Raw genomic sequence first — 20,127 nt, 5'->3', positions numbered from 1 at the left:
AGGGATTACTCTTTAAACAGTAAACTTTAACTAGGTTTAACAACATCAAGTAGTCAACCGATTTCAGGAAATGACAATGCGCGAAACGAATATTGACATCTAAGGAAACCATTTTTCTTCTCTCATAGAATATGGCAGAGATTTTAGTCGATTAAGATACAATTTCTTACAGCGTCCGCCTCTAGGGGCTCAAATAAGGAAAGGAAGTTAAATGGCAGGATCACGCATTGGAGAATACTTTGCCGTCACCAATTTCGGCGAGTCGCACGGACCGGCGATCGGGTGCGTCATTGACGGGTGTCCTCCGGGAATGGAACTCAGCGCGGAGGATATTCAGAAGCAGCTGGATCGAAGACGCCCCGGACAATCGCGGCACGTGACGCAGAGAAAAGAGAGCGACACGGTGGAAATTCTCTCGGGTCTCTACAAAGGCGTTACAACAGGGACGCCGATCGCGCTTTTGATCCGCAATGAAGATCAGCGCAGCAAGGATTATTCTGCGATTGAGAATGTGTTCAGACCGGCGCATGCCGACTATACGTATTACCGTAAGTTCGGCATCCGCGATCCGAGGGGCGGCGGAAGAAGTTCGGCAAGACTGACTGCGCCGACCGTTGCCGCCGGCGCTGTCGCCCGCAAGTGGCTGGAAAAGAACTTAGGTATTCAAATTCGGGCGTGCCTGACTAATTTAGGAGGAATACCGCTTGCTATTAAAGATTGGTCGGCGGTTGACGAAAATCCCTTTTTTACCGCGGATCCGCAGAAGGTTCCTGAGCTTGAAGCTTTTATGGACGCTTTAAGGAAGTCAGGCGATTCAGCGGGCAGTGAGGTTTACGCTGAAGCGCTTGGTGCTCCCGCGGGTCTTGGTGATCCGATCTATCGCAGGCTGGACGCCTGTCTGGCGTACGCCTTTATGGGACTGAACGCGGTCAAGGGAGTATCCATCGGAGACGGTTTTGACGTGATCGGAGCCAGAGGCACGGAAAACGCGGATCAAATGAATACCCGCTGGGAGAATGATTTTGGTTCCAACCACGCTGGCGGCATTCTCGGCGGAATTTCAAACGGTCAGCCGATAACCGCGAGAATCGCAATTAAGCCGACTCCGTCGGTTCGTACGGAACTTGATTCGATGACCGTCGACGGAGAGAACGTGCGCGTGTCGACAAAAGGACGTCATGATCCGTGTGTCGGTATTCGTGCTGCTCCGATTATTGAAGCACTTTTTGCACTGGTGCTGATGGATCAAGTTCTTGCTCAGCGCGGTCAATGCGGAAGAATAGGATGATTCGCTCGGTGAATCAGCTTCAGGCTATTTGGCAAAAGGCCGGTGATCACATTCAATCTCTGCCTCAGAGGAGGTTGTGAAAGGAACCGTTTGGTTTGTTTCGAGTCAAAAGATGCCAAGTAAGCCGGGGTTCCTTCATGCCCAAAGCGCTGAAGGAACCTCTCCGCAAAATATAGATAAGGGCTTCAGGTAATAACACAGGCCTCCGTTGAAGGTCAGTGCAAAGGAGGAGAGGGCCAAGGGATTTTGTAGATTGATTCTCGGCTGAATACCTTCTGAATCAGAGGCGTTAGAAGAGAATATTTTTTGTATTTTTGAGTTGCCCGTGCCGGTATGGCTGCAGGATGTATCAACGAAGTTTGTTGTAGTTGAGAGCGGCGCAAAGAAACAAGAGTTTGACCGGAGAAACTTTAGTCAGACACTTGCCTCTCTTCCAAAAGAAGCGGATTAGGTAAGATTGGTGATGTTGCTCTTAATCTTTTCTAACTCTTCTAAAGAGAGACAGCAGACCTTTGAGATTGTTTCCAAAGGTAGAAGGTTTGCAGCAATGAGTTTTTTGGCACAAGACAATCTCACTTCTCTTCTGCCTTCTTCTATTCCTATAGCTCTGCCTCTTGCGACAGAGCGGGCGTCAACTTCGGATAATTCATCTAGACTATCTCTATCCTTAAAGAGGCGCAGGCGTTCACCTAAAACTTCGTTTTTCATCTCGTCAGCTCCCTTACTGAAAAAATCATTCATTAATCTTCCGATCGGATCATCTCCTCGGAACCGGCCGTTGACAAAGATAATGCGAGTATCGTCTGTTAGTTGGGCTGGTCTGTTTACGGCGCCTTGAGCACGTTTGTTAACGGTTTTTCAGAAGGGTCGCGAACATTGCTGTTAGGAATGACTCTACTCGGTCTCTTTGATTTTCAGAAGTTCTTCGATAGGTAGCCCGCTGACTTCAGAGATCCTTTCTAGGGACATTTGGCCAAGCCGAATCAGTTTAGTTACGATTTCAAGTCTTTCTTCCGCTCTGCCTCTTGCGACGGATCGGGCATCAACCTCGGATAATTCTTCCAGACCTTTTTCGCTTTCCATGAACTACCTCGCACTCACGTGCGAGGTTTCATGGGAGCGTGCTCCCATTTCTAGCGTTTCTATCGCATTTTAGAGATTCGGATAATCCTCCGCATTAGGAGGCAGCTCAATAATAAAAAGCTCCGGGGTATGGCTAACAAGCTGTATATGCGGACACGCCTACAGATCGAACCGGATTAAGGCGTGTCAGTCGCATCGTTCACAATACCTGTTTGCTCTCTCCAAATTTATGAGTTTAATTTTTCATTGAAGGTCCGTTTGCTTACTTTTTTCTCGGCCAGCAGCTGACGCCTTTTGTGTTCGAAAGAACAGCAGGGTCAAATTCCGGATCCGTGATGCCATTGGCTTTCTGCGCGTTGTAATCTCTGAGCGCTGCAATTGCATACTTCCCGAGGAGAACAATCGCGATTAAGTTGACAATTGCCATAAGCGCCATGAAGAGGTCGGCCAAATCCCAAACAATGGAAAGGGATGCGATGGAGCCGACAAATACCATGACTACGACGCAGGCTCTGAAGATCGGAAGCGCTGCTTTGCTCTTAGAGATAAAGGGCATATTCATTTCGCCGTAGAAATAATTGCCGATAATGGAGCTGAAGGCAAAGAAAAGAACGACAATTGTCATGAAGAAATTTGTCCAGGTGCCGAGCTGACCGGCAACGGATTTCTGAACCAATTCAATACCGGTAATTTTTGCGCTTTCCCATTCCGGCGAGAGCAGAACCAGCATCGCAGAAGCGGTGCAGACGAATAGGGTGTCGAAGTAAACGCCCATGGACTGAATGAGACCCTGTTTGACCGGGTGAGTCGCGTCCGCAGCAGCAGCGGCATTCGGAACAGCACCCATACCGGCTTCGTTGGAGAAGAGACCGCGTTTAATGCCGGTCATCATGGCAGTACCGATTGCGGCGCCGGTCACTGACTCAAAATTGAAGGCTTTGGTGACAATCATGAGAAGCACGCGAGGTACTTCCGTGATGTTCATTAAGGTAATCACAAGCGCGAGCAGAAGATAAGCCCCCGCCATAAAAGGCACAATGTAGCTTGCGACCTTCGCGATGCGTGTCATGCCTCCGAAAATTACAAGTGAAGTCAGAATGGCAACGCCGATGCCGGTGTAGAGCGGGTCAATCTGGAAAGTTGTCGCAATTGAAAGCGACATTGTGTTAGCCTGCACAGAGTTAAAGATCAGACCATATGTGACGGAAATCAGGACCGCAAATACACCCGCGAAGAAAGGGGAACCCAGCGCGTTCTTGATGTAATAAGCGGGGCCTCCGAGAAAGCCTCCGCCCGGTTTGCGAATTTTATAGATCTGCGCAAGGGTAGATTCGATAAAGCCGCTTGCCGCACCGATTGTCGCGATAACCCACATCCAGAAAATAGCGCCGGGACCACCCGTGACAACGGCAATCGCGATACCGGCAATATTGCCGACACCGACTCGGGACGCTGTAGAAATGCAGAAAGCCTGGAAAGGAGAAATATGTCCGTTGGGCGGAGGCGTTCTGGATCCTTCGAGCACGCAGCGGAACATCTCCCGAATATTAGTGATTTGGACAAAACGCGAGGTAAAAGTAAACCAAAGTCCGATGCCAATCAGCATGATGATCAGAACATAAGACCAAAGAACGTCATTAATAGACGCGACAGCAGAAGCGAACCAATTCATTGACTATTAAAAAGGATAAGTATCAGGATTAACCACTAATTGTAGCAATCGCAAATTAGTGATACCGCAAATACGAACAATTTTTGTTCAGCTTTTTGTTTTCAGGGGGATTAATTTTTAAGGGATTGTGTCCTGTTCGATTTTCTTATAGTCCAATTTTCCGTGACGAGGCTCCGGATTTTTTCGACAAAAAACTTCTCGTAATAGAGCAGGTTGGTTTGAGGAGCAGATATCGAAAAAGTTCCGGGCATGCCTGAGCTTTTGAGGTTCCCTAAACATCCTGTGAGCTTTAAGTCGATAAAGAAGTAAGTCTCGGTTATAGCGTTAGGTATAGATAAATTTGCCGCGGTTTTCTATGACGGAATTTCCAACCTCATAAGCTTTAACAATGCTGATTCGACGTACGGATTTAGCGTTTACAGTAATTCTGATCACTTCGGAGTCCATCCTGCCTGCACAGCTGAATATGCGCAGGAGATAAATGTTGTAGAGCTTTTCGCCTTTCGGGCTCTTGCCGTCTTCGCTGAAAAACGGAAGTTCTTCGGATTTGGCGCCGAGGTTATGGAGGAATTCGGAGATATTGAAGCGGACAATGTCAATGAGGCACGTTTGCTGAGGCAGTTCGCTGACCGACAATGAAACTTCACGACTGTAACGAAATACGGAGTCAGGCCGGAAAGCAGAAAGTTCAAACCTGCGTGAAGCGTCTCGGATTAAATCCTCAGCGCGCAATGGCAGCTCCTCTGAACGCACAAAGCCGAAATTTTCTTTGGCCGAACCGACGCGCTGATTATTCATGAAAATAAAAAGCCGTCTGTCCGGTATCCATCTTCTAAAAATAACGTTTGAGAGCCAGTCTCTAAAAATTTCTTTGAAGCGATCTTTAAAGATGTAGGCGATTACAAGCGCAAAGAATAGGTTGCGGCTCAGCGAGCCGTAGAGATCCTGGTAGAAGAAGGCGACGATCGTCGCAAACAGCATGGAGAGAGCGGCCGCTGATCCGTAGATGGAATGAGTCAGCAGGGGCGCTCCTGCCTTATATCGGATGTCAAGATAAAGACAGCTGTGCACAAATTTCTTCAGATGAGACCAGCGCAGAAGAAATGCGGATTCTTTGCTTTCTCCTTCAGGAATTTCATAAGGGAAATGCATTTGACGATAGTCTTCGATGTCTCGCCAGTGAGAGAGTATCTTTGTTCGGTTTTCTCCGACGAAGACAGCGCTCAGATCTCTGAGGCAGAAAGCGGTTTCCACCGTGAGAAATTCGTCAAGGCAGTCAAGCAGATGCCCTACATCCTTGTCATGCGTCTGAGAGGATTTAACTTTACGAAATTCTTCAAGGAGCTGCCCGACAGTGCGCAGACAGTCATCAACTTCGTCAGCTGTCGGTTCCGAGGTTCCCATTAAAGCCCGGCATCTTTCCTGCAGAGCGGATTTAAATCTCAGACCGAACCTTTTATAAGCGGTGCTGAGCTGATTGATGTCGGAGCAGGACTGCAGCGGTTCGGAAAGTTCGTCAAAGAGCGTCTCCAAGCTGGGACTGGTTTCAGAGAGGCTCAGGTAGCACTTCAGATTGCGCTTGAATTCTTCCTTTTTGAAATTGTTTTCTGTGATCTGAAGCGCACCCGGAAAGATAAAGAAATTGTCGACTCGGTATTTGAGCTTCTTGGATTGAGCGGCGATACGGATTTTTTGTTTGATTTCGATTTGTTTTCTGCCGTGCAGTTTGATCGCGTCTGTCAGCATGGCGTGCTCCTTGGCGAGTTGACTGAAGGAGAAGAAAAGCGCCGCAAAGCTTTCTTCGGCTTTGCGGCGCGATCGGGGATTACCTCGTTAGAAGAATCCGGGCGTGATGCCGAGCCATTTGAAGTAGGTAGCTCCTGCGAGCAATAGGCCCAGCCAGTAGAGAATCGACATTACGAAGCCGTAATAGAAGGATTCTCCCATCGTGTATTTGTTGGTGCCGTAAAGCATCGCGTTAGGCTTTGCGTTAAACGGAAGACTCCAGCAGACGTTGATGCAGAGCGCGACCGGGATTGCGAGCGAAAGGATGTCGATCTTTAATTCCTGAGCAATACCGATGACGATCGGCATGAAAATAATGGTTCTCATGTTCTTGCTTTGGAAGATGAAATGACTCGCGATAAAGATGCCGGTCAGGAGCGCATACAGGCTGAAGTAGCTCATTGAAGCCAAACCGAGTCCGTCCATCATCGCCTTGGTGAGCGTGTCCATCAGTTTGGTCGCGGTCAGACCTGCACCCAGCGCATAGGCGCCCGCCGAGAAGATCATCAGGTGCCACGGAATATCCACGTCGTTCCAGTTCAGCAGCTTAAACTGCGGCGCGAGCATGATGACGGCGCCGGTCATGGCAACAACCGTTGCATTGATGCCGTGGATCTTATCGGTTGCCCAAACGAGGAGCACCAGTCCGAAGATCGCGATGGCTTTAAGTTCATTGGCTTTGAAGGGACCGAGCTCATCGTAGGCTTTTTGGAGCGACTCCATGCCGCCCTGAAGTTTGGGCTGCGAGTCTTCCTTTGAGACCGGGAAGATGAAGCGCACGCCAAGCGCGTAGCCGATGATGCCGAATCCGATGACAAGCGGCAGACCGGCCATCAGCCAGTCAAAGTAATAAATGGTGCAGCCTGCGCCCGCGAGCAGCGCGATTGCAAGAAGGTTGGCGCCGGATCCGGTCATAAACGCGTTGCAGCTCGCATTGATCATGACGAGGTTATAGAGCACCAGATTACGGGAGAAATTGTTGGTGGAATCGGTGCCGGACGCTCCGTAAACCGCAGAGATCACCATAAAGAGAGGCATCATGAGTGCGGCTTTTGCGGCTGTCGCGTTTACAAAGGCCGCCAGCAGGACGTTAATGCCGAGGAATGTCAAAAAGATTGCCGAGGCGTTTCGGCCGAATCTCAGAATCAGCCAAAGCGCGACGCGTTTCACGAGCTGCGTCTTAACCAGAGCGCTCGCAAGCACGAACGCGGAAACGTTCAGCCAAATGACCGGATCGCCTAGAGTGGCCATGGCCGGCTTTGCTTTTAAAATCCCGGTCAGCACGAGTCCGCAGATTAAAAGCATTGAGGTCACGTAGTTCGGAAGCGCTTCGCTGATCCAGAGGAAAAGCGCAGTCGCAAAAAGCGCGAACATCACCTGCTGTTTCGCGTTCAGGATAGGAATTTGGAAGACGTACGCGAGAAGGACGAACAGAATCGCGGCGATCGGCAGTCCCCATGTTCTGAAGAAAGCTCCGGTCTTTGTGAGCTTTTTCTTGGGGAGTCGGTTTAGCGAATAACTGTTCAGATCCAACGGATCGAATTTGGTCTGGACGGTGTTCGTTGTCATAGTTTTTGCGGCGGTCGTTCAAGACCGCCGTTCCGGTTAAATCTGGTAAATCTTTAGTTCATGCCGAGAACTTGTTTGGCCGCCTTTAAGTAATTTGTGTTGGGCAGGTCGGCGATGCCAAGTGCTTCGGTGGCTTTCTTCATGCCTTCATAGTTTTCGCTTTCGCAGCAGGCAGTTTCAACCATAGCGCCGTTGAACCAAACCTGGGCGTATTCGCAGATGATGCCTTCAACGGAGAATCCGTAGCGTTTCTTTTCTACGCGCACAACCGCAAGTTCGGGGTTGTCTTTAGCCATAGCGATGAACTCTTCAAGCGTGTAAACGTCCTTGGTCAGTTCAAGCGGTACCTGCAGATGCTTGAGAATTTCCGCAAGTTCTGCCTGCTTGACCGGGAACTGGAACTTTCCTCTCGGCTGGAAGATTTCGTAGCCTTCGGGTGTTTCACCGACTTTGGTCTTGATGTCGAGCAGTTCGTCACGAACTTTGACGTTGGCTTCGTTGGTGCGGCGGGAGAGGAAATAGACTTCGGTCGGCATTATGCGGGCAGCGTAAAGTGTGGCTTTGCATTTCCACATGTGTTCCTGAACGCCGGAGATGATGTCTTTACCAAAGACACGGAATTCAGCGCGGGGGATGATTTTGGCGGCTTCGTCAGCGCTGATGGCTTTGTTTTTGTCGTAAGGATTTGTCATTTTGAGGCCTACTTGTTCCAGGTGGTGAAAGGATGAGCAACGAGGTTGGAATTGAAATAACGGGGATCAGAAGAAACTTCTTCACCGATCCATTCTGGTTTGACAAACGCAGTGTCTTCTGAAGGGATTTCAATTTCAGCAACAACCAAACCTTCGTTAACGCCGTGGAATTCATCGATTTCCCAAGTCAGACCGTTTCCGGCGGGAATCTTGTAGCGGGTCTTTTCAATGATGGGTTTTTCAGCAAGTTCGTCGAGCATCTTGACGCAGTCGTCATACGGGATCGCATATTCGAACTCGAGACGAGTGCAGCCGACCGTCAGTCCTTTGACTGTGAGGAATGCTTTGTCATTGATGGTGCGGATGCGGACAGTGCGTTCCTTAACGCTGTTCAGATAGCCCTGACGATAATGTGTACCGACAGCGCCCTTACGCCATTCGTCGCCGACGACGAGGAATTTTCTCTCAATTTCTTTTGCCACTTTATGCTCCTTGCTAAATGAATAAGTCATTGGTTAATAACGATGAGTACATTCTGAGCTTGCGGCAGAAAAATAAAAAATTATCAAATCATATACGTCTTATAAGCAATTCTTATGAGTGAATCGATTCACTTTGTTCTTTCGGCTTCATATGGTCCGAGAGAAGAGAAATGAATTCAAACGCGGCGGGCGAGAGTTCACGTTTATCGTTGTAGCCGAGGAAATAATCGGCGGTGACGGAAAAGTTTTCAACGCTGAGAAGGCTCAAAGCCTCTCGTTTGAGTTCGTGACTGACGGCAACGAGCGGGAAGGCTGCGGCGCCGAAGCCGCACGCAATCAGGCGTTTTGAACTTTCAAGACTGTTGACTTCAATGGCAGGCGCCGTGAGAAACTCATAGACGCCGACGCTCTTAAACCACTCTTCAAGTTTGGAGCGCATACGGCTTCCTCTTTGCCGCATAACGAGATAGTTTTCTGCGAATTCTTTTGGGGACAGCGGTCTTTTCAGGGCTGCGAGCGGCGACGAGGGGCTGCAGACGCAGACATAAGGCTCCTTCATAAGCAGCTTCTGCCGACAGTGTTTAAGGCCGCTGACATGACGGCTTAAAGCAACGTCAGCGACACCTTCTTCGACAAGGTGCGTGACATAGGCGGAGTCTCCCATTTCCAAGCGAATGGAAATCAGCGGGTATTTTTTGTAGAACTCGTTAATGACCGAAGAGAGGAAATAGTTGCCCATGACTGCGCTTGCAGCGATTGTCAGTTCACCGGTAAGAAGGTGGTTCAGGTCATTAAAAACGTTTTCGATTTCTCGGAAGATGCCGAAGAGTTTCTGCGTATAGCTAAAAAGGATTTTTCCTTTAGCCGTCAGTCTGATCTGGCGTTTGCTTCGATCAAAAAGCGGGTTGCGCAGTGCGTGTTCAATGCCCTGAATCTGCTGAGAAACCGCGGGCTGAGTCATGTAAAGGGCTTTGGCGGCCTCAGTGAAACTGCCTAAACTTGCGACCACATGAAACGTCTTGAGGTGTTCAAGATTCATTCGGGAAATGCTGACCTGTTTATTGTGCATATGGACAACCTTTTGCAGTAGGGAAACTCAATTAAGGAAGAGGTCGGTCATAAGTTTAATTGATCAGCAGTATCGATTTTCAATCGACAGAAGCCAAGAGGCTAGGATAGGAGTGGAAACCATATCCGAATTTGAGTCCGCTATTTCTTCGGACTGGAGCCGCACTTAATTTCGTGTCTAATGAAGTCGCCAGGTTTTTAACCGGCTCACTTCATCAGCGTGTCACTTTTGAGTGATTTATCATGAAAAATGAAATTAAAAAGCCTCCGACAGAATCCCAAACCTTTGCTGAGTACTACGAATCGTGGTTACGTATCTACAAAAAAGGTGCCGTCAGGGAAGTTACATTTAATAGGTATCAAATGACGCTTTTGTGGGTTAAGCGATTGATCCCGAATCTCGTTCTTAGGGATTTGACCCGACTTAACTATCAGGATCTCCTGAATCGGTATGCGGAATGTCATGAAAAACAGACGACCATTGATTTTCATCATCAGCTTAAAGGCGCTATTTTGGATGCGGTCGACGATGGATTAATTGACCGTGATCCTACGCGTAAAGCCATTATCAAGGGTCGTGCGCCTCGTTCAAAAAAGGCGAAATTTTTAAATCAGTTTGAGCTGCATAAGCTTCTTTCCGCACTTGATTTATCCGGGTCTCTTAATTGGGACTGGTTTATCCTCCTAGTCGCAAAAACCGGAATGCGTTTTTCAGAAGCTTTGGCGCTGACGCCCTCTGATTTTGACTTTTCCAGACAAACGGTATCAGTAGGGAAGACCTGGGATTACAAACACGGGAAAGGGTTTGTTCCCACAAAAAACAAGACATTCAGCCGAAAAATTCAGATTGACTGGCAGTTAGCGACCCAATTTGCGGCGATGGTTAAGGATATGCCTGAGAACAAGCCGATTTTTATTCATAAACGCATTTTCAACTCCACTGTAAACGGTCGTCTTAAAAAGCTTTGTGTTGTTTCCGGTATTCCGGTTATATCGATTCACAGCTTGAGACATACACATGCCTCACTGCTTTTATTTGCCGGAGTGTCGATTGCGAGTGTTGCCAGAAGGCTTGGGCACGCCAGTATCAATACGACGCAGAAGACTTATTTACACATTATTAAGGAACTTGAGAATAAGGATGTTGACCTTGTTGAATGTAAGCTAAAATCTAAATCCTATTTGTTTTACTACTGTTACGAGCTAGCAGTCCCAGTCTATGGGGTTAGTTCATGTATGTGACGAGTTACTAAACCTGTCGTTTGACACAAAATGGGTCTAACACAGTAAAATTATTATAAAAATATTGGAGAAAATTGCATTGAAGTACTGGGCTAAATATAAGAAAGAAGGGCATTCCGGTTCAGTTCATTTATTGGCTTATCACTCCCTAGATGTCGCAGCGGTAGGTCACACGATCGTTCAGCGAAATCTTTTCAACATAGCAGATAACTTGAGAGAGCTTGGTCTTCAAGGGGAGGGCGCGGCAGATTTTTTGGCTGGCTTTTGAGTTGTCATGATTTGGGAAAATTTGCATTTTCCTTTCAACAGTTGGTTCATTTTGAGGATCAGCCTAAGGACTGGGAGAAAATTGTGTTCCAGTCTCACCGGCACGACACATTAGGATTTTGTTTATGGAAACAATTAGTCAATCTACCCGATGATCTAAAGCAAATTCTTCCTCCCTCGGACTTGGATGTTTGCAAGACTTTAAGGGTACTTGAGCCTTGGATGGCCATAACGACAGGACATCACGGAGTTCCTCCGAATTTTGATCCTTATTTAACGAATTTTACTTCGGACAATAAACAGGCAGCGCTTGATTTTCTGAAGCAAAGCTTGAAAATTTTTCCACATTGTCTCATACCGCTTTCATTTGGCAGCAGAGAAAATAAAGAAAAAATTAAACGTTTTTCCTGGATCATTTCCGGGGTGGTTGTACTTTGCGATTGGATCGGGTCAAATAGTCGATACTTTTCTTGGAGTAGTGAGCCGATGCCGCTTGAGGACTACTGGCAGATAGCTCTACAGGAAGCGGAACAAGCAGTTCAGAAAATTCCAACAGCTCCACAGCCAGAAAAATACCAAGGTGTTAACTTCTTGTTCCCGTTTATTTGTCGCCCTTCTCCTTTACAGCAGGCTGTAGAGAAAATTGAAATTAATGATGTCGAAGGCCCAAAACTATTTATTTTAGAAGACTTGACAGGCTCAGGAAAGACAGAGGCAGCTCTTATCTTAGCAAATCGATTGATAAGTGCAGGAGAGGCTCAGGGGATCTTTTACGGATTGCCAACTATGGCTACAGCGAATGCTATGTATTCTCGTTTGATCGATGTTGTTCCTAAATTGTATGAAAGGGGTGAAGTTCCGAGTCTCATTTTGGCTCATAGTCGAAATAAGCTTATGAACACGTTTACATCCTCAGTTTTTACAGATCAATTTGCTAAATCAGATGAGTGCAACGGAGAGATCGATAATCATGCAGGGTGTTCTGCGTGGTTTACTGACAGCAAAAAAAAGAGTTTATTGGCGGATATAGGGGTTGGAACGGTTGATCAGATTTTAATGTCGGTTTTGCAATTTAGGCATAACAATCTCAGATTATTAGGACTTAGAAATAAAGTAGTTATTGTCGATGAGCTGCATGCGTATGACGCGTACATGGCAAAGGTGTTGGAGGAATTAATAAAGGTTTTAGCTTTTCTTGGCAGTCACATTATTCTGTTGTCAGCCACGCTTTCAATTCAGCAGAGGGCTGGCTATATAAAAGCATTTAAATCAGCTTTTCCAAAAGATACGAAGTACGGCTCTAACCAATTAACTCCTCACTATCCCTGGCTAACATACATTTCTTCGAATACAGAAAAATCGCTTCCTATTGCTTCAGCGCGTTCGCTACGATTCGAAATTTCTTGGCTGTACGAGTTGTCTCAGTGTATTCGTTTTATTCATGAAACAGTTCGGGCGGGAAAGTGTATTGTATGGATACGAAATACTATTGACGATGCTCTAAGTGCGTATCGAGAATTAATTCACGATCCTGAAATCAACGCCGAAGACGTTCTTCTGTTTCATAGTCGCTTTGCCTTCGTTGATCGTCAGCGGATAGAGAACCAGGCCCTTGAGTCACTGGGGAAGAGGAGTTGTGCAGAACAGAGGAGCGGAAAAATTATTATCTCGACACAGGTCATTGAGCAGTCATTGGATATTGATGCAGATGAAATGATTTCCGACTTGGCTCCCATCGATTTACTGATTCAGCGCTCAGGTCGACTCCATAGGCATATTAGAGATAGAGAAGGGAGAGTCGTATCAACAGGAGCGGATACAAGAAGTTCTCCCATTCTGCATATATTCGCGCCGAGATGGAATGAAAATCCGTGTGAAGATTGGTACTCTTCTACGTTCAGGGGGGCGTCATATGTCTATCCTAATCATGGAAAGCTGTGGCTGTCACAAAAAATTCTGAGAGAAAATAGCGTGGTCAAACTTCCGGAACAGGCGAGAGAATTAATTGAATCAGTGTATGGATGTGACGTTCAATATCCGGAAGGTCTTAGAGAATCTGAAGAAAAGGAGCTTGGCAAATATTTTGGGGATAGGGCATTTGCTGCTCAGAATTTAATTCGTTTTGGAGCGGGTTATAGAGCTGGAGAGAATGTCGGAATGGACGATCCAACGGATTTAGTTGCGTCGGATGATAATTATTTTTCAGGTCATGTTTCCACACGCAACTCGGAAAGATCTATAAATCTATGGTTGGCCAGGATAGATGACGGAGAAATTGTTTCTTATGCTGGAGGTGTTAGCCCTCAGGATTGGGAGGCGAGTCGGCTGACAGTCAGAGAAGGATGGCTTAAAAACAATATCAATCATGAAGATTTTGTTTCGGATGAATTGCTGGAGCAATGGTGTCAGAAATATAAACAGAGAAAACAGACGAGTCAAATTCTTCTCATTAGTGATTCATGCGTGTTTTACAGCCCTAAAGAAGGGTTAATCGGGAAGAGTAACAAATAGCGAGGAGATTGCAGTGATCGGATTTTCATTGATTACAGATAAATGGCTGCCGGTAGTGTATGTGGATGGCAGCAGGGGAAAGATTTCCCCGTTGGAACTGTGCGACGAACGAATCGAGAATATCGACTGTACTCGAGCCGATTTGCAGGGTGCAGCTTGGCAGTTTTTAATAGGATTGATGCAGAGCACCATTGCACCGGAAGACGCTGATGAATGGCTGGATGTGTGGGATGAAGGCATAACCGAAACCCAGCTTCAAGAATTTGAGAAAGTTTCTCCTTATTTTATTTTTAGAGAACAGTCGCCTTCCTTTATGCAGGATTTTGATGATTTGGAAGGAAATATTCTACCTCTTGCGTCCCTTTTACCGGAAACTCCTAGGGAGAACACGGTAAAGCTTAATAAAGATTTTTTTATTAAGGACGGAAGTTATAAAAACTTTTGCCCTCATTGTGCGGCGCTTTCGCTTTTTTCTCTGCAACTGAATGCGCCTTCCGGTGGTCAGGGACATAGAACGGGGCTGCGTGGAGGAGGACCGTTGACGACTTTGATGGAACTTCATGAAGTTAATGGGAGTTCAAGAATTCCGCTTTGGCGTAAGTTATGGGCAAATGTCATACCTCAGGATTCATCAGGTCTTTCAATTCCGGAGGAGTTTGACGAAAAAGTTTTCCCCTGGTTAGCGAAAACTAGAATAAGTAAATCTGTATCAGCCGAGACGACTCCAGAGCAATGTCATCCTCTTCAAAGTTATTGGGGTATGCCTCGTCGTATTAAAGTTGATTTTAATCATTGTGAGAGCGGCTGCTGCGATATTTGCGGACAAGATAGCTCAGAGCTTCTCAATCAAATGATTGTCCAAAACTATGGGACTAACTATGTCGGTTGGATACATCCCTTAACGCCGTATAGACGCAACACTAAAACTCAAGATGTCAGCAACTCAGTCAAGCCGCAGCGCGGTGGTTTGGTATGGAAGGATTGGCTGGGACTTAGCGTAACAAATTCTGAAAAAGATCGAACAGAAATACCCGCTGCAGTAATTCGCATATCGGTAGTAAGTTCAGTTGTTAATCATGTTGGAGTTTGGGCATTTGGCTATGACTTCGATAACATGAAGGTCCGAGGCTGGTATGAACATCGCTTGCCTATGCTATTGAAGCAAGAATTGGTTGTTCCAATTCGTTTGGTTATTGAGCAAGCGATGCTGGCCCTTTCAGCGCTGAAGAAATCTCTTTCAATGATTAATCGCCAGTGTAATTACTTGGATTCAGAATTTTGGAGCGGTACGGAAAATCAATTTGTTTCTTTGGTCAAAGAGCTTGAGAATAGTTCGGAACAAAAGCAAGCGATCGATAGATTCAATGCATCAATTAAGCAATTTACTTTAAATTATTTCGATCAGAAGACTTTTACTCTGCAAATGAACCCTGCGGAATATAAGAGTTCGATGGATGGTCGTAAATTTTTAGTGTCTTTGCTTTATAAAAAAGCAAATTCGAAAAAGAAGGGAAAATAAATGAAGGAATATAAGGAAGGCAGCCGGTTTTATGACGATTTGCGACGTTGGCATAAAAAATTGGAAGATCAGAGAGATCTTAGGGCTAGTCTGAGACGAAGCTCTTCTCTTGTCGATGTGTATATGTCGGTAGGATTTAGAGATTTACTGAAAACTGTTAAATACATGGATGCGAGGAATTCCGAGTCGGTGTTTCAGTCTTTGGCCGTGATAGCGGGGCTTGCTTCATATGTAAAGAATAACGATGAAAGCCAGTCTTTTGCCTCGCAGATGGGAAGGGCAAAACAAGGTCAGCGCCCGATAATGAGTGAATTACGTTTTCGCCGTTTGATGTCGATAGAAACACCGGAAGCTCTGTACAGAGAGCTTAGGCGGGCAATCAAGCTTGCAGATGGATCGATTAATCTTAATTCTTTGGCGAATGACGTCCTGCAGTGGTTTAAGGAACAGAATTTCAAACGATTAGGACGGGTTCCAGCTACCGGAGTGAAATCGACTTTACCTGTTCGATGGAGCATCGAATATTATGACGCTATTGCGCCGAATGAAACAAATGCATCAGAGGAGAAATGAAATGACAAAATTTATTCAACTGCACTTATTAACAGCTTTTCCTGCTGGAAATTTAAATCGCGACGACGTTGGAGCGCCTAAAACAGTTGTGTTTGGCGGTGCAACACGGCTTCGCATCTCTTCTCAGAGTTTGAAGCGTGCTTGGAGAACGTCGGATATTGTCGAGAAAGAAGTTGGTGATTTTCTTGGAACCAGAACTGTGCGAGCCGGTACAGAAGCTGCCAACGTTATGATTAAAAACGGTGCAGACCAAGATTCGGCAATAAAATTTGGCGAACAGGTGGCCAATCAATTAGGAAAGGCTAAAAAAGAAAATAAAACAAAAGAGAAGGAATCTCCCTTCATTAGGACAGAGACTGAGCAACTTGTTCATCTTAGCCCTAGGGAGTTGGATAATATTGCAGAACTTGCCAAGCGCAAAGCTTCAGGGCATGAAGTAACAGATAAAGACTTGGCCGCCATATTGACCTCGGAGAATATGGCTGTAGATATTGCAATGTTTGGTCGAATGTTAGCAAGCAGCCCGAAGGAAAATGTCGAGGCAGCGTGTCAGGTTGCTCATGCTATTGGCGTTTCTGCCAGTGTTGTTGAAGATGATTTTTTCACAGCTGTAGACGATCTCAAGCAATTATCGAATGAAGATGCAGGTGCGGGACATCTGGGCGAAACAGCTTTCGGCTCAGCAATTTTCTATTCTTATATATGCATTGATTATGAGTTGTTATTAAAAAATCTGAACGGAGACGAAGAACTGGCCAGAAAGGCGGTTCGAGCATTTGCTCAAGCGGCGATGGAAGTTCCTCCGACAGGAAAACAGAATAGTTTTGCTACTCGAGCATACGCTTCATGGGTTCTGGCAGAAAAGGGAGAAGCTCAGCCGCGATCTCTGGCCGCCGCATTTTGCCGCCCCATTTATGGCGAAAACATGCTGTCGGACGCAATCGAGAGGGTTGAAACTTTCCGCGACAATATGAATTCCGTTTATGGCCAAACGATCCCATCGAAGAGTTTCAATGTTCTCACGAATTCAGGAAGTATGGAGTCTGTTCTTAACTTCATTACTGAGTGATGTCTATGAAAAAATATTTGTTTTTTCAGTTGATTGGACCGATGGTCTCATGGGGAGAAGCAGCTCCGGGAGGAGATCGGCATTCGCTAAACACGCCGACAAAATCCGCACTTTTGGGATTTATGCAGTCGTGTTTAGGAATCCCCCGTGAGCAAACAGACAACGTCGAAAAATTTTGGAGCAGTTATAACTTTATCGTCTGCGGGAGTGAAAACCCTGTATGGTCATCTGATTACCACACTATTCAGGTTCCTAGGTTTGATAAGAAAAAGCAATATCCAACTCGAAAAGCTGAACTCGAAAATGATCAGTTGGAGACAATTTTGTCACAAAGGGATTTTTATAGTGATGTATGGTATGTAGTGGCCGTGCATGCACATTCCGAAGCGCCGTATAAACTGGAGGATTTGAAACTAGCCATGGAGTGTCCGAGATTTATCCCATATCTTGGACGAAAAGCAAATCCAACAGGACTTTATCTCAATCCGACTATAGCTGAGGGCGATATTAAGTCGCAGTTCAGTTTGTATGTAAATGGGTGCCGTAAGGACTTTGAAAAATTAGGTCTGCGCATTCCTGCGCTTCAGAGAATCGGTTATTGGGAGGGGGAAGTGGAAGGGCTGACTCCAAAAAGGGTTATGAAAAGACGAGATGTACCTGTGAGCAGAAAACAATGGCTTTTCAGGGAGCGGAGTATCAATTGCGGAGAAGTTTTTCCTGAGGAGAAAATGTAATGTATTTCTCTAAAATGACATTAGATCTTCGGGATGCCGATTCAAATATCATTACGAATCTGGTTGAAAGAGGAGATTATTTTTTTCACCAGGCGTTATGGGACGTCTTCCAAGATGCTCCCGTTAGATCTTTTTTGTATCGCAGAGAAGATCGCAACGGGCAGATTTGTCTGTATGTTCTTTCCGAGGCATATCCAAAAGGATCAAATGTTTTCACTGTTCAGACAAAGGAATTTTTGCTGAACATGAAGGCTGGTACAAAACTGTCTTTTTCACTTAGGGCAAATCCAACGGTTTCCCGTCAGGGTAAACGGTGCGATGTTTTCATGGATGCTAAACACAGAATGAGGCTAGAAGGCATGTCAAATTATCGTACCGATTGTGAAGAGGCTGCTAAAGGCTGGCTTAAAAGGCAGGCACAAAATTCTGGTTTTAAGTTGTTCACAGTCAGTGTTGATCGATATTGTCAAAAAAGGGTGGTAGGAAAGCAGCAGCTAATCCAGTTCTCAACAATAGACTATAGCGGTAGTTTGATTGTGACGGATCCGGGCCTCTTTCTTGCAAAACTCAGAAAAGGTTTTGGAAGAGAAAAAGCATTTGGATGTGGTTTAATGCTGGTCAGACGGAGCTGATATGGAAGTCCCTCCTCTTTCTCCAATTATGTTGAAGGACCGTGTTTCTATGATCTTTTTGAGATACGGACAATTAGATGTAATTGACGGAGCATTTGTATTGGTTGATCAAAACGGCGTACGAACCCATATACCTGTGGGTTCGGTTGCCTGCATTATGCTGGAACCCGGTACGAGGGTTTCTCACGCAGCGATTAAGTTGGCTGCTTTAGTGGGTACATTGCTGATTTGGGTAGGCGAGGCAGGAGTTCGACTTTATTCTTCCGGTCAACCAGGCGGAGCGCGAGCTGATAAGCTCTTATATCAAGCGAAGTTAGCTCTGGATAGTGATCTGCGATTGAAGGTTGCTAGAAAGATGTATGAAATGCGTTTTCAGGAACCATTGGATAACAAATTATCAATAACGCAGTTAATGGGAATAGAAGGTTTTCGGGTTAAAGAAATTTACCGAAGTCTTGCTAGAAAATATAATATAGCGTGGCATGGCAGACGTTATGACCCCAAGGATTGGAATAAAGGAGATTTAGTAAACCGATGTTTAAGTGCGGCCACTTCATGTCTTTATGGAGTAACAGAAGCGGCTGTTCTTGCAGCGGGATATGCGCCCGCCATCGGTTTTATCCACACCGGGAAGCCTCTTTCCTTTGTCTACGATATAGCCGATATTGTTAAGTTTAATGAGATTGTACCTAAAGCATTTGAGATAGCGTCTCAAAATCCCTCTGAACCGGATAGGGTAGTCCGCTTAGCGTGTCGGGACATATTTAGACAAAGAAAATTAACAGAAAGATTAATTCCATTGATTGAGGAGGTATTATCAGCGGGCGGTGTTCCACTTCCTGTTGCAGACGACAATATGCGGCAGCCCGCGATTGCACTTCCTAAATCATTAGGTGATCCCGGTCACAGGGGAAAACTTTAATGACGATGGTTGTCGTGGTTACAGAAAATGTACCCCCAAGATTAAGGGGGAGATTAGCAATTTGGTTGTTGGAAGTAAGAGCCGGCGTGTATGTAGGCAGTGTATCTCAGAAAGTTAGAGATATGATTTGGAAGCAGTCGCAGCAGTTGTGCGGTGATGGAAATGTTGTAATGGCATGGCAAACAAATCATGAATCTGGCTTTGAGTTTAAGACTTTTGGAGAGAATTCCAGGCAGCCCATAGAGATGGATGGGATTCGGCTAGTAAGTTTTAAACCCAAAATTTAAAAAAGTTCTTTAAAAATTAGTCTTAAAATCTGATACCATACTTAAGTGAGTTCCCCGCGCAAGCGGGGTTGAACCGAAAAAGGAATCCATATAAACATTGTCCATAAACGAGTTCCCCGCGCAAGCGGGGTTGAACCGGTTTTACTAAATCATTTGTTGAGCATGGCTATGAGTTCCCCGCGCAAGCGGGGTTGAACCGCACTAAGGTTGCTCTGAGGAGATGTGGAATCGGAGTTCCCCGCGCAAGCGGGGTTGAACCGACATCTCATCAGAATCAGGCACAGTCTCAAAAGAGTTCCCCGCGCAAGCGGGGTTGAACCACCACGCAGATTAGTAGCAATAGTCTCGCCATTGAGTTCCCCGCGCAAGCGGGGTTGAACCGAACTGAACAGGGGCGCACTGGAAACTCGCCCCGAGTTCCCCGCGCAAGCGGGGTTGAACCGCAATCTAAAATTACTCATATCATCCGGACCGTCGAGTTCCCCGCGCAAGCGGGGTTGAACCGCAATAACAAACTGATCCTCGAGGGGTTGATCATGAGTTCCCCGCGCAAGCGGGGTTGAACCGAATAGCAAATTCCTCAGGATGTTCCTGAGATAGAGTTCCCCGCGCAAGCGGGGTTGAACCGCTCCCGCAATACGTCATTGACGCAGGCGTCGAGAGTTCCCCGCGCAAGCGGGGTTGAACCGTTCGGATTAAGTCCTGCGGCTATTACTAAGTGGGAGTTCCCCG

General features: G+C 46.2%; 18 protein-coding genes, 1 pseudogene and 1 CRISPR repeat array (1 of these 20 cut by a window edge). Of the genes and pseudogenes, 11 read left to right on the top strand and 8 right to left on the bottom strand.

The genetic code is table 11. The features are described from left to right. Nucleotides 1-211 precede the first annotated feature (211 nt). Nucleotides 212-1,288, top strand: a complete 1,077-nt coding sequence (gene aroC, locus NFR90_RS07265; RefSeq protein ID WP_160335750.1) for a chorismate synthase — start codon at nt 212-214, stop codon at nt 1,286-1,288. 447 nt (nt 1,289-1,735) lie between these two features. Here aroC and NFR90_RS07260 read toward each other — a convergent pair whose 3' ends face one another. The 8 genes from NFR90_RS07260 to NFR90_RS07225 form a co-directional block, all read right to left on the bottom strand. Continuing rightward, nucleotides 1,736-2,029 (bottom strand): hypothetical protein, encoded by a 294-nt coding sequence (locus NFR90_RS07260; RefSeq protein ID WP_160335749.1) that lies wholly within the window; start codon nt 2,027-2,029, stop codon nt 1,736-1,738. A 153-nt stretch (nt 2,030-2,182) separates the two neighbouring features. Continuing rightward, nucleotides 2,183-2,371, bottom strand: coding sequence for a hypothetical protein (locus NFR90_RS07255; RefSeq protein ID WP_160335748.1), 189 nt, complete (start codon nt 2,369-2,371; stop codon nt 2,183-2,185). A 262-nt stretch (nt 2,372-2,633) separates the two neighbouring features. Next, a complete protein-coding gene (locus tag NFR90_RS07250; RefSeq protein ID WP_160335747.1) occupies nt 2,634-4,043 on the bottom strand; it encodes an alanine/glycine:cation symporter family protein in 1,410 nt (469 codons plus the stop codon). A gap of 324 nt (nt 4,044-4,367) precedes the next feature. Beyond that, the gene (locus tag NFR90_RS07245; RefSeq protein ID WP_251451890.1) at nt 4,368-5,789 is read right to left on the bottom strand and encodes a hypothetical protein; all 1,422 of its coding nucleotides are present in this window, start codon (nt 5,787-5,789) and stop codon (nt 4,368-4,370) included. 87 nt (nt 5,790-5,876) lie between these two features. Continuing rightward, nucleotides 5,877-7,397 (bottom strand): SLC13 family permease, encoded by a 1,521-nt coding sequence (locus NFR90_RS07240; RefSeq protein WP_251451887.1) that lies wholly within the window; start codon nt 7,395-7,397, stop codon nt 5,877-5,879. A gap of 53 nt (nt 7,398-7,450) precedes the next feature. Continuing rightward, nucleotides 7,451-8,089, bottom strand: a complete 639-nt coding sequence (locus NFR90_RS07235) for a hypothetical protein (protein WP_251451884.1) — start codon at nt 8,087-8,089, stop codon at nt 7,451-7,453. An 8-nt stretch (nt 8,090-8,097) separates the two neighbouring features. Next, a complete protein-coding gene (locus NFR90_RS07230) occupies nt 8,098-8,571 on the bottom strand; it encodes a CYTH domain-containing protein (protein WP_160335743.1) in 474 nt (157 codons plus the stop codon). Nucleotides 8,572-8,683: 112 nt separating this feature from the next. Then, nucleotides 8,684-9,640 (bottom strand): LysR family transcriptional regulator, encoded by a 957-nt coding sequence (locus tag NFR90_RS07225; protein WP_251451880.1) that lies wholly within the window; start codon nt 9,638-9,640, stop codon nt 8,684-8,686. A 242-nt stretch (nt 9,641-9,882) separates the two neighbouring features. Here NFR90_RS07225 and NFR90_RS07220 point away from each other — a divergent pair, with 242 nt between their 5' ends. From NFR90_RS07220 to cas2e, 10 genes and pseudogenes are all read left to right on the top strand, one after another. Then, the gene (locus NFR90_RS07220) at nt 9,883-10,881 is read left to right on the top strand and encodes a site-specific integrase (protein WP_251451877.1); all 999 of its coding nucleotides are present in this window, start codon (nt 9,883-9,885) and stop codon (nt 10,879-10,881) included. 64 nt (nt 10,882-10,945) lie between these two features. Next, nucleotides 10,946-11,556: pseudogene (locus NFR90_RS11695) on the top strand (CRISPR-associated endonuclease Cas3''); the annotation flags it as partial. A 78-nt stretch (nt 11,557-11,634) separates the two neighbouring features. Then, complete coding sequence (cas3, locus tag NFR90_RS07210) at nt 11,635-13,659, top strand: CRISPR-associated helicase Cas3' (protein ID WP_371873873.1); 2,025 nt, start codon at nt 11,635-11,637, stop codon at nt 13,657-13,659. A gap of 13 nt (nt 13,660-13,672) precedes the next feature. Further along, the gene (casA, locus tag NFR90_RS07205; protein ID WP_251451868.1) at nt 13,673-15,178 is read left to right on the top strand and encodes a type I-E CRISPR-associated protein Cse1/CasA; all 1,506 of its coding nucleotides are present in this window, start codon (nt 13,673-13,675) and stop codon (nt 15,176-15,178) included. After that, nucleotides 15,179-15,751 carry a type I-E CRISPR-associated protein Cse2/CasB gene (gene casB / locus NFR90_RS07200; protein WP_251451866.1) on the top strand — a complete coding sequence of 191 codons (573 nt, stop codon included), beginning with the start codon at nt 15,179-15,181 and terminating at the stop codon, nt 15,749-15,751. 1 nt (nt 15,752) lies between these two features. After that, on the top strand, nt 15,753-16,820 hold the full coding sequence (gene cas7e, locus NFR90_RS07195) for a type I-E CRISPR-associated protein Cas7/Cse4/CasC (protein WP_251451863.1): 1,068 nt from the start codon (nt 15,753-15,755) through the stop codon (nt 16,818-16,820). Nucleotides 16,821-16,825: 5 nt separating this feature from the next. Then, nucleotides 16,826-17,554, top strand: a complete 729-nt coding sequence (gene cas5e, locus NFR90_RS07190; RefSeq protein WP_251451860.1) for a type I-E CRISPR-associated protein Cas5/CasD — start codon at nt 16,826-16,828, stop codon at nt 17,552-17,554. Further along, entirely contained in the window at nt 17,554-18,186 is a 633-nt protein-coding gene (gene cas6e, locus NFR90_RS07185) for a type I-E CRISPR-associated protein Cas6/Cse3/CasE (protein WP_251451857.1), read from the top strand. The genes cas5e and cas6e overlap by 1 nt, the downstream gene beginning before the upstream one ends. Nucleotide 18,187: 1 nt before the next feature. After that, nucleotides 18,188-19,108, top strand: coding sequence for a type I-E CRISPR-associated endonuclease Cas1e (gene cas1e / locus NFR90_RS07180; protein WP_251451853.1), 921 nt, complete (start codon nt 18,188-18,190; stop codon nt 19,106-19,108). Next, nucleotides 19,108-19,395 (top strand): type I-E CRISPR-associated endoribonuclease Cas2e, encoded by a 288-nt coding sequence (cas2e, locus tag NFR90_RS07175; protein ID WP_251451850.1) that lies wholly within the window; start codon nt 19,108-19,110, stop codon nt 19,393-19,395. Before cas1e ends, cas2e begins: the two co-directional genes overlap by 1 nt. A 47-nt stretch (nt 19,396-19,442) precedes the next feature. After that, nucleotides 19,443-20,127: a CRISPR direct-repeat array (repeat unit 29 nt; unit sequence GAGTTCCCCGCGCAAGCGGGGTTGAACCG) (it continues 3,634 nt past the right edge of the window).

Origin of the sequence: Parasutterella muris (assembly GCF_943193095.1) — a bacterium.
GTDB lineage: Bacteria > Pseudomonadota > Gammaproteobacteria > Burkholderiales > Burkholderiaceae_F > Parasutterella > Parasutterella muris.
The sequence above is the reverse complement of the archived record's forward strand: the minus strand, read 5'-3'. Positions and strand labels throughout refer to the sequence as shown.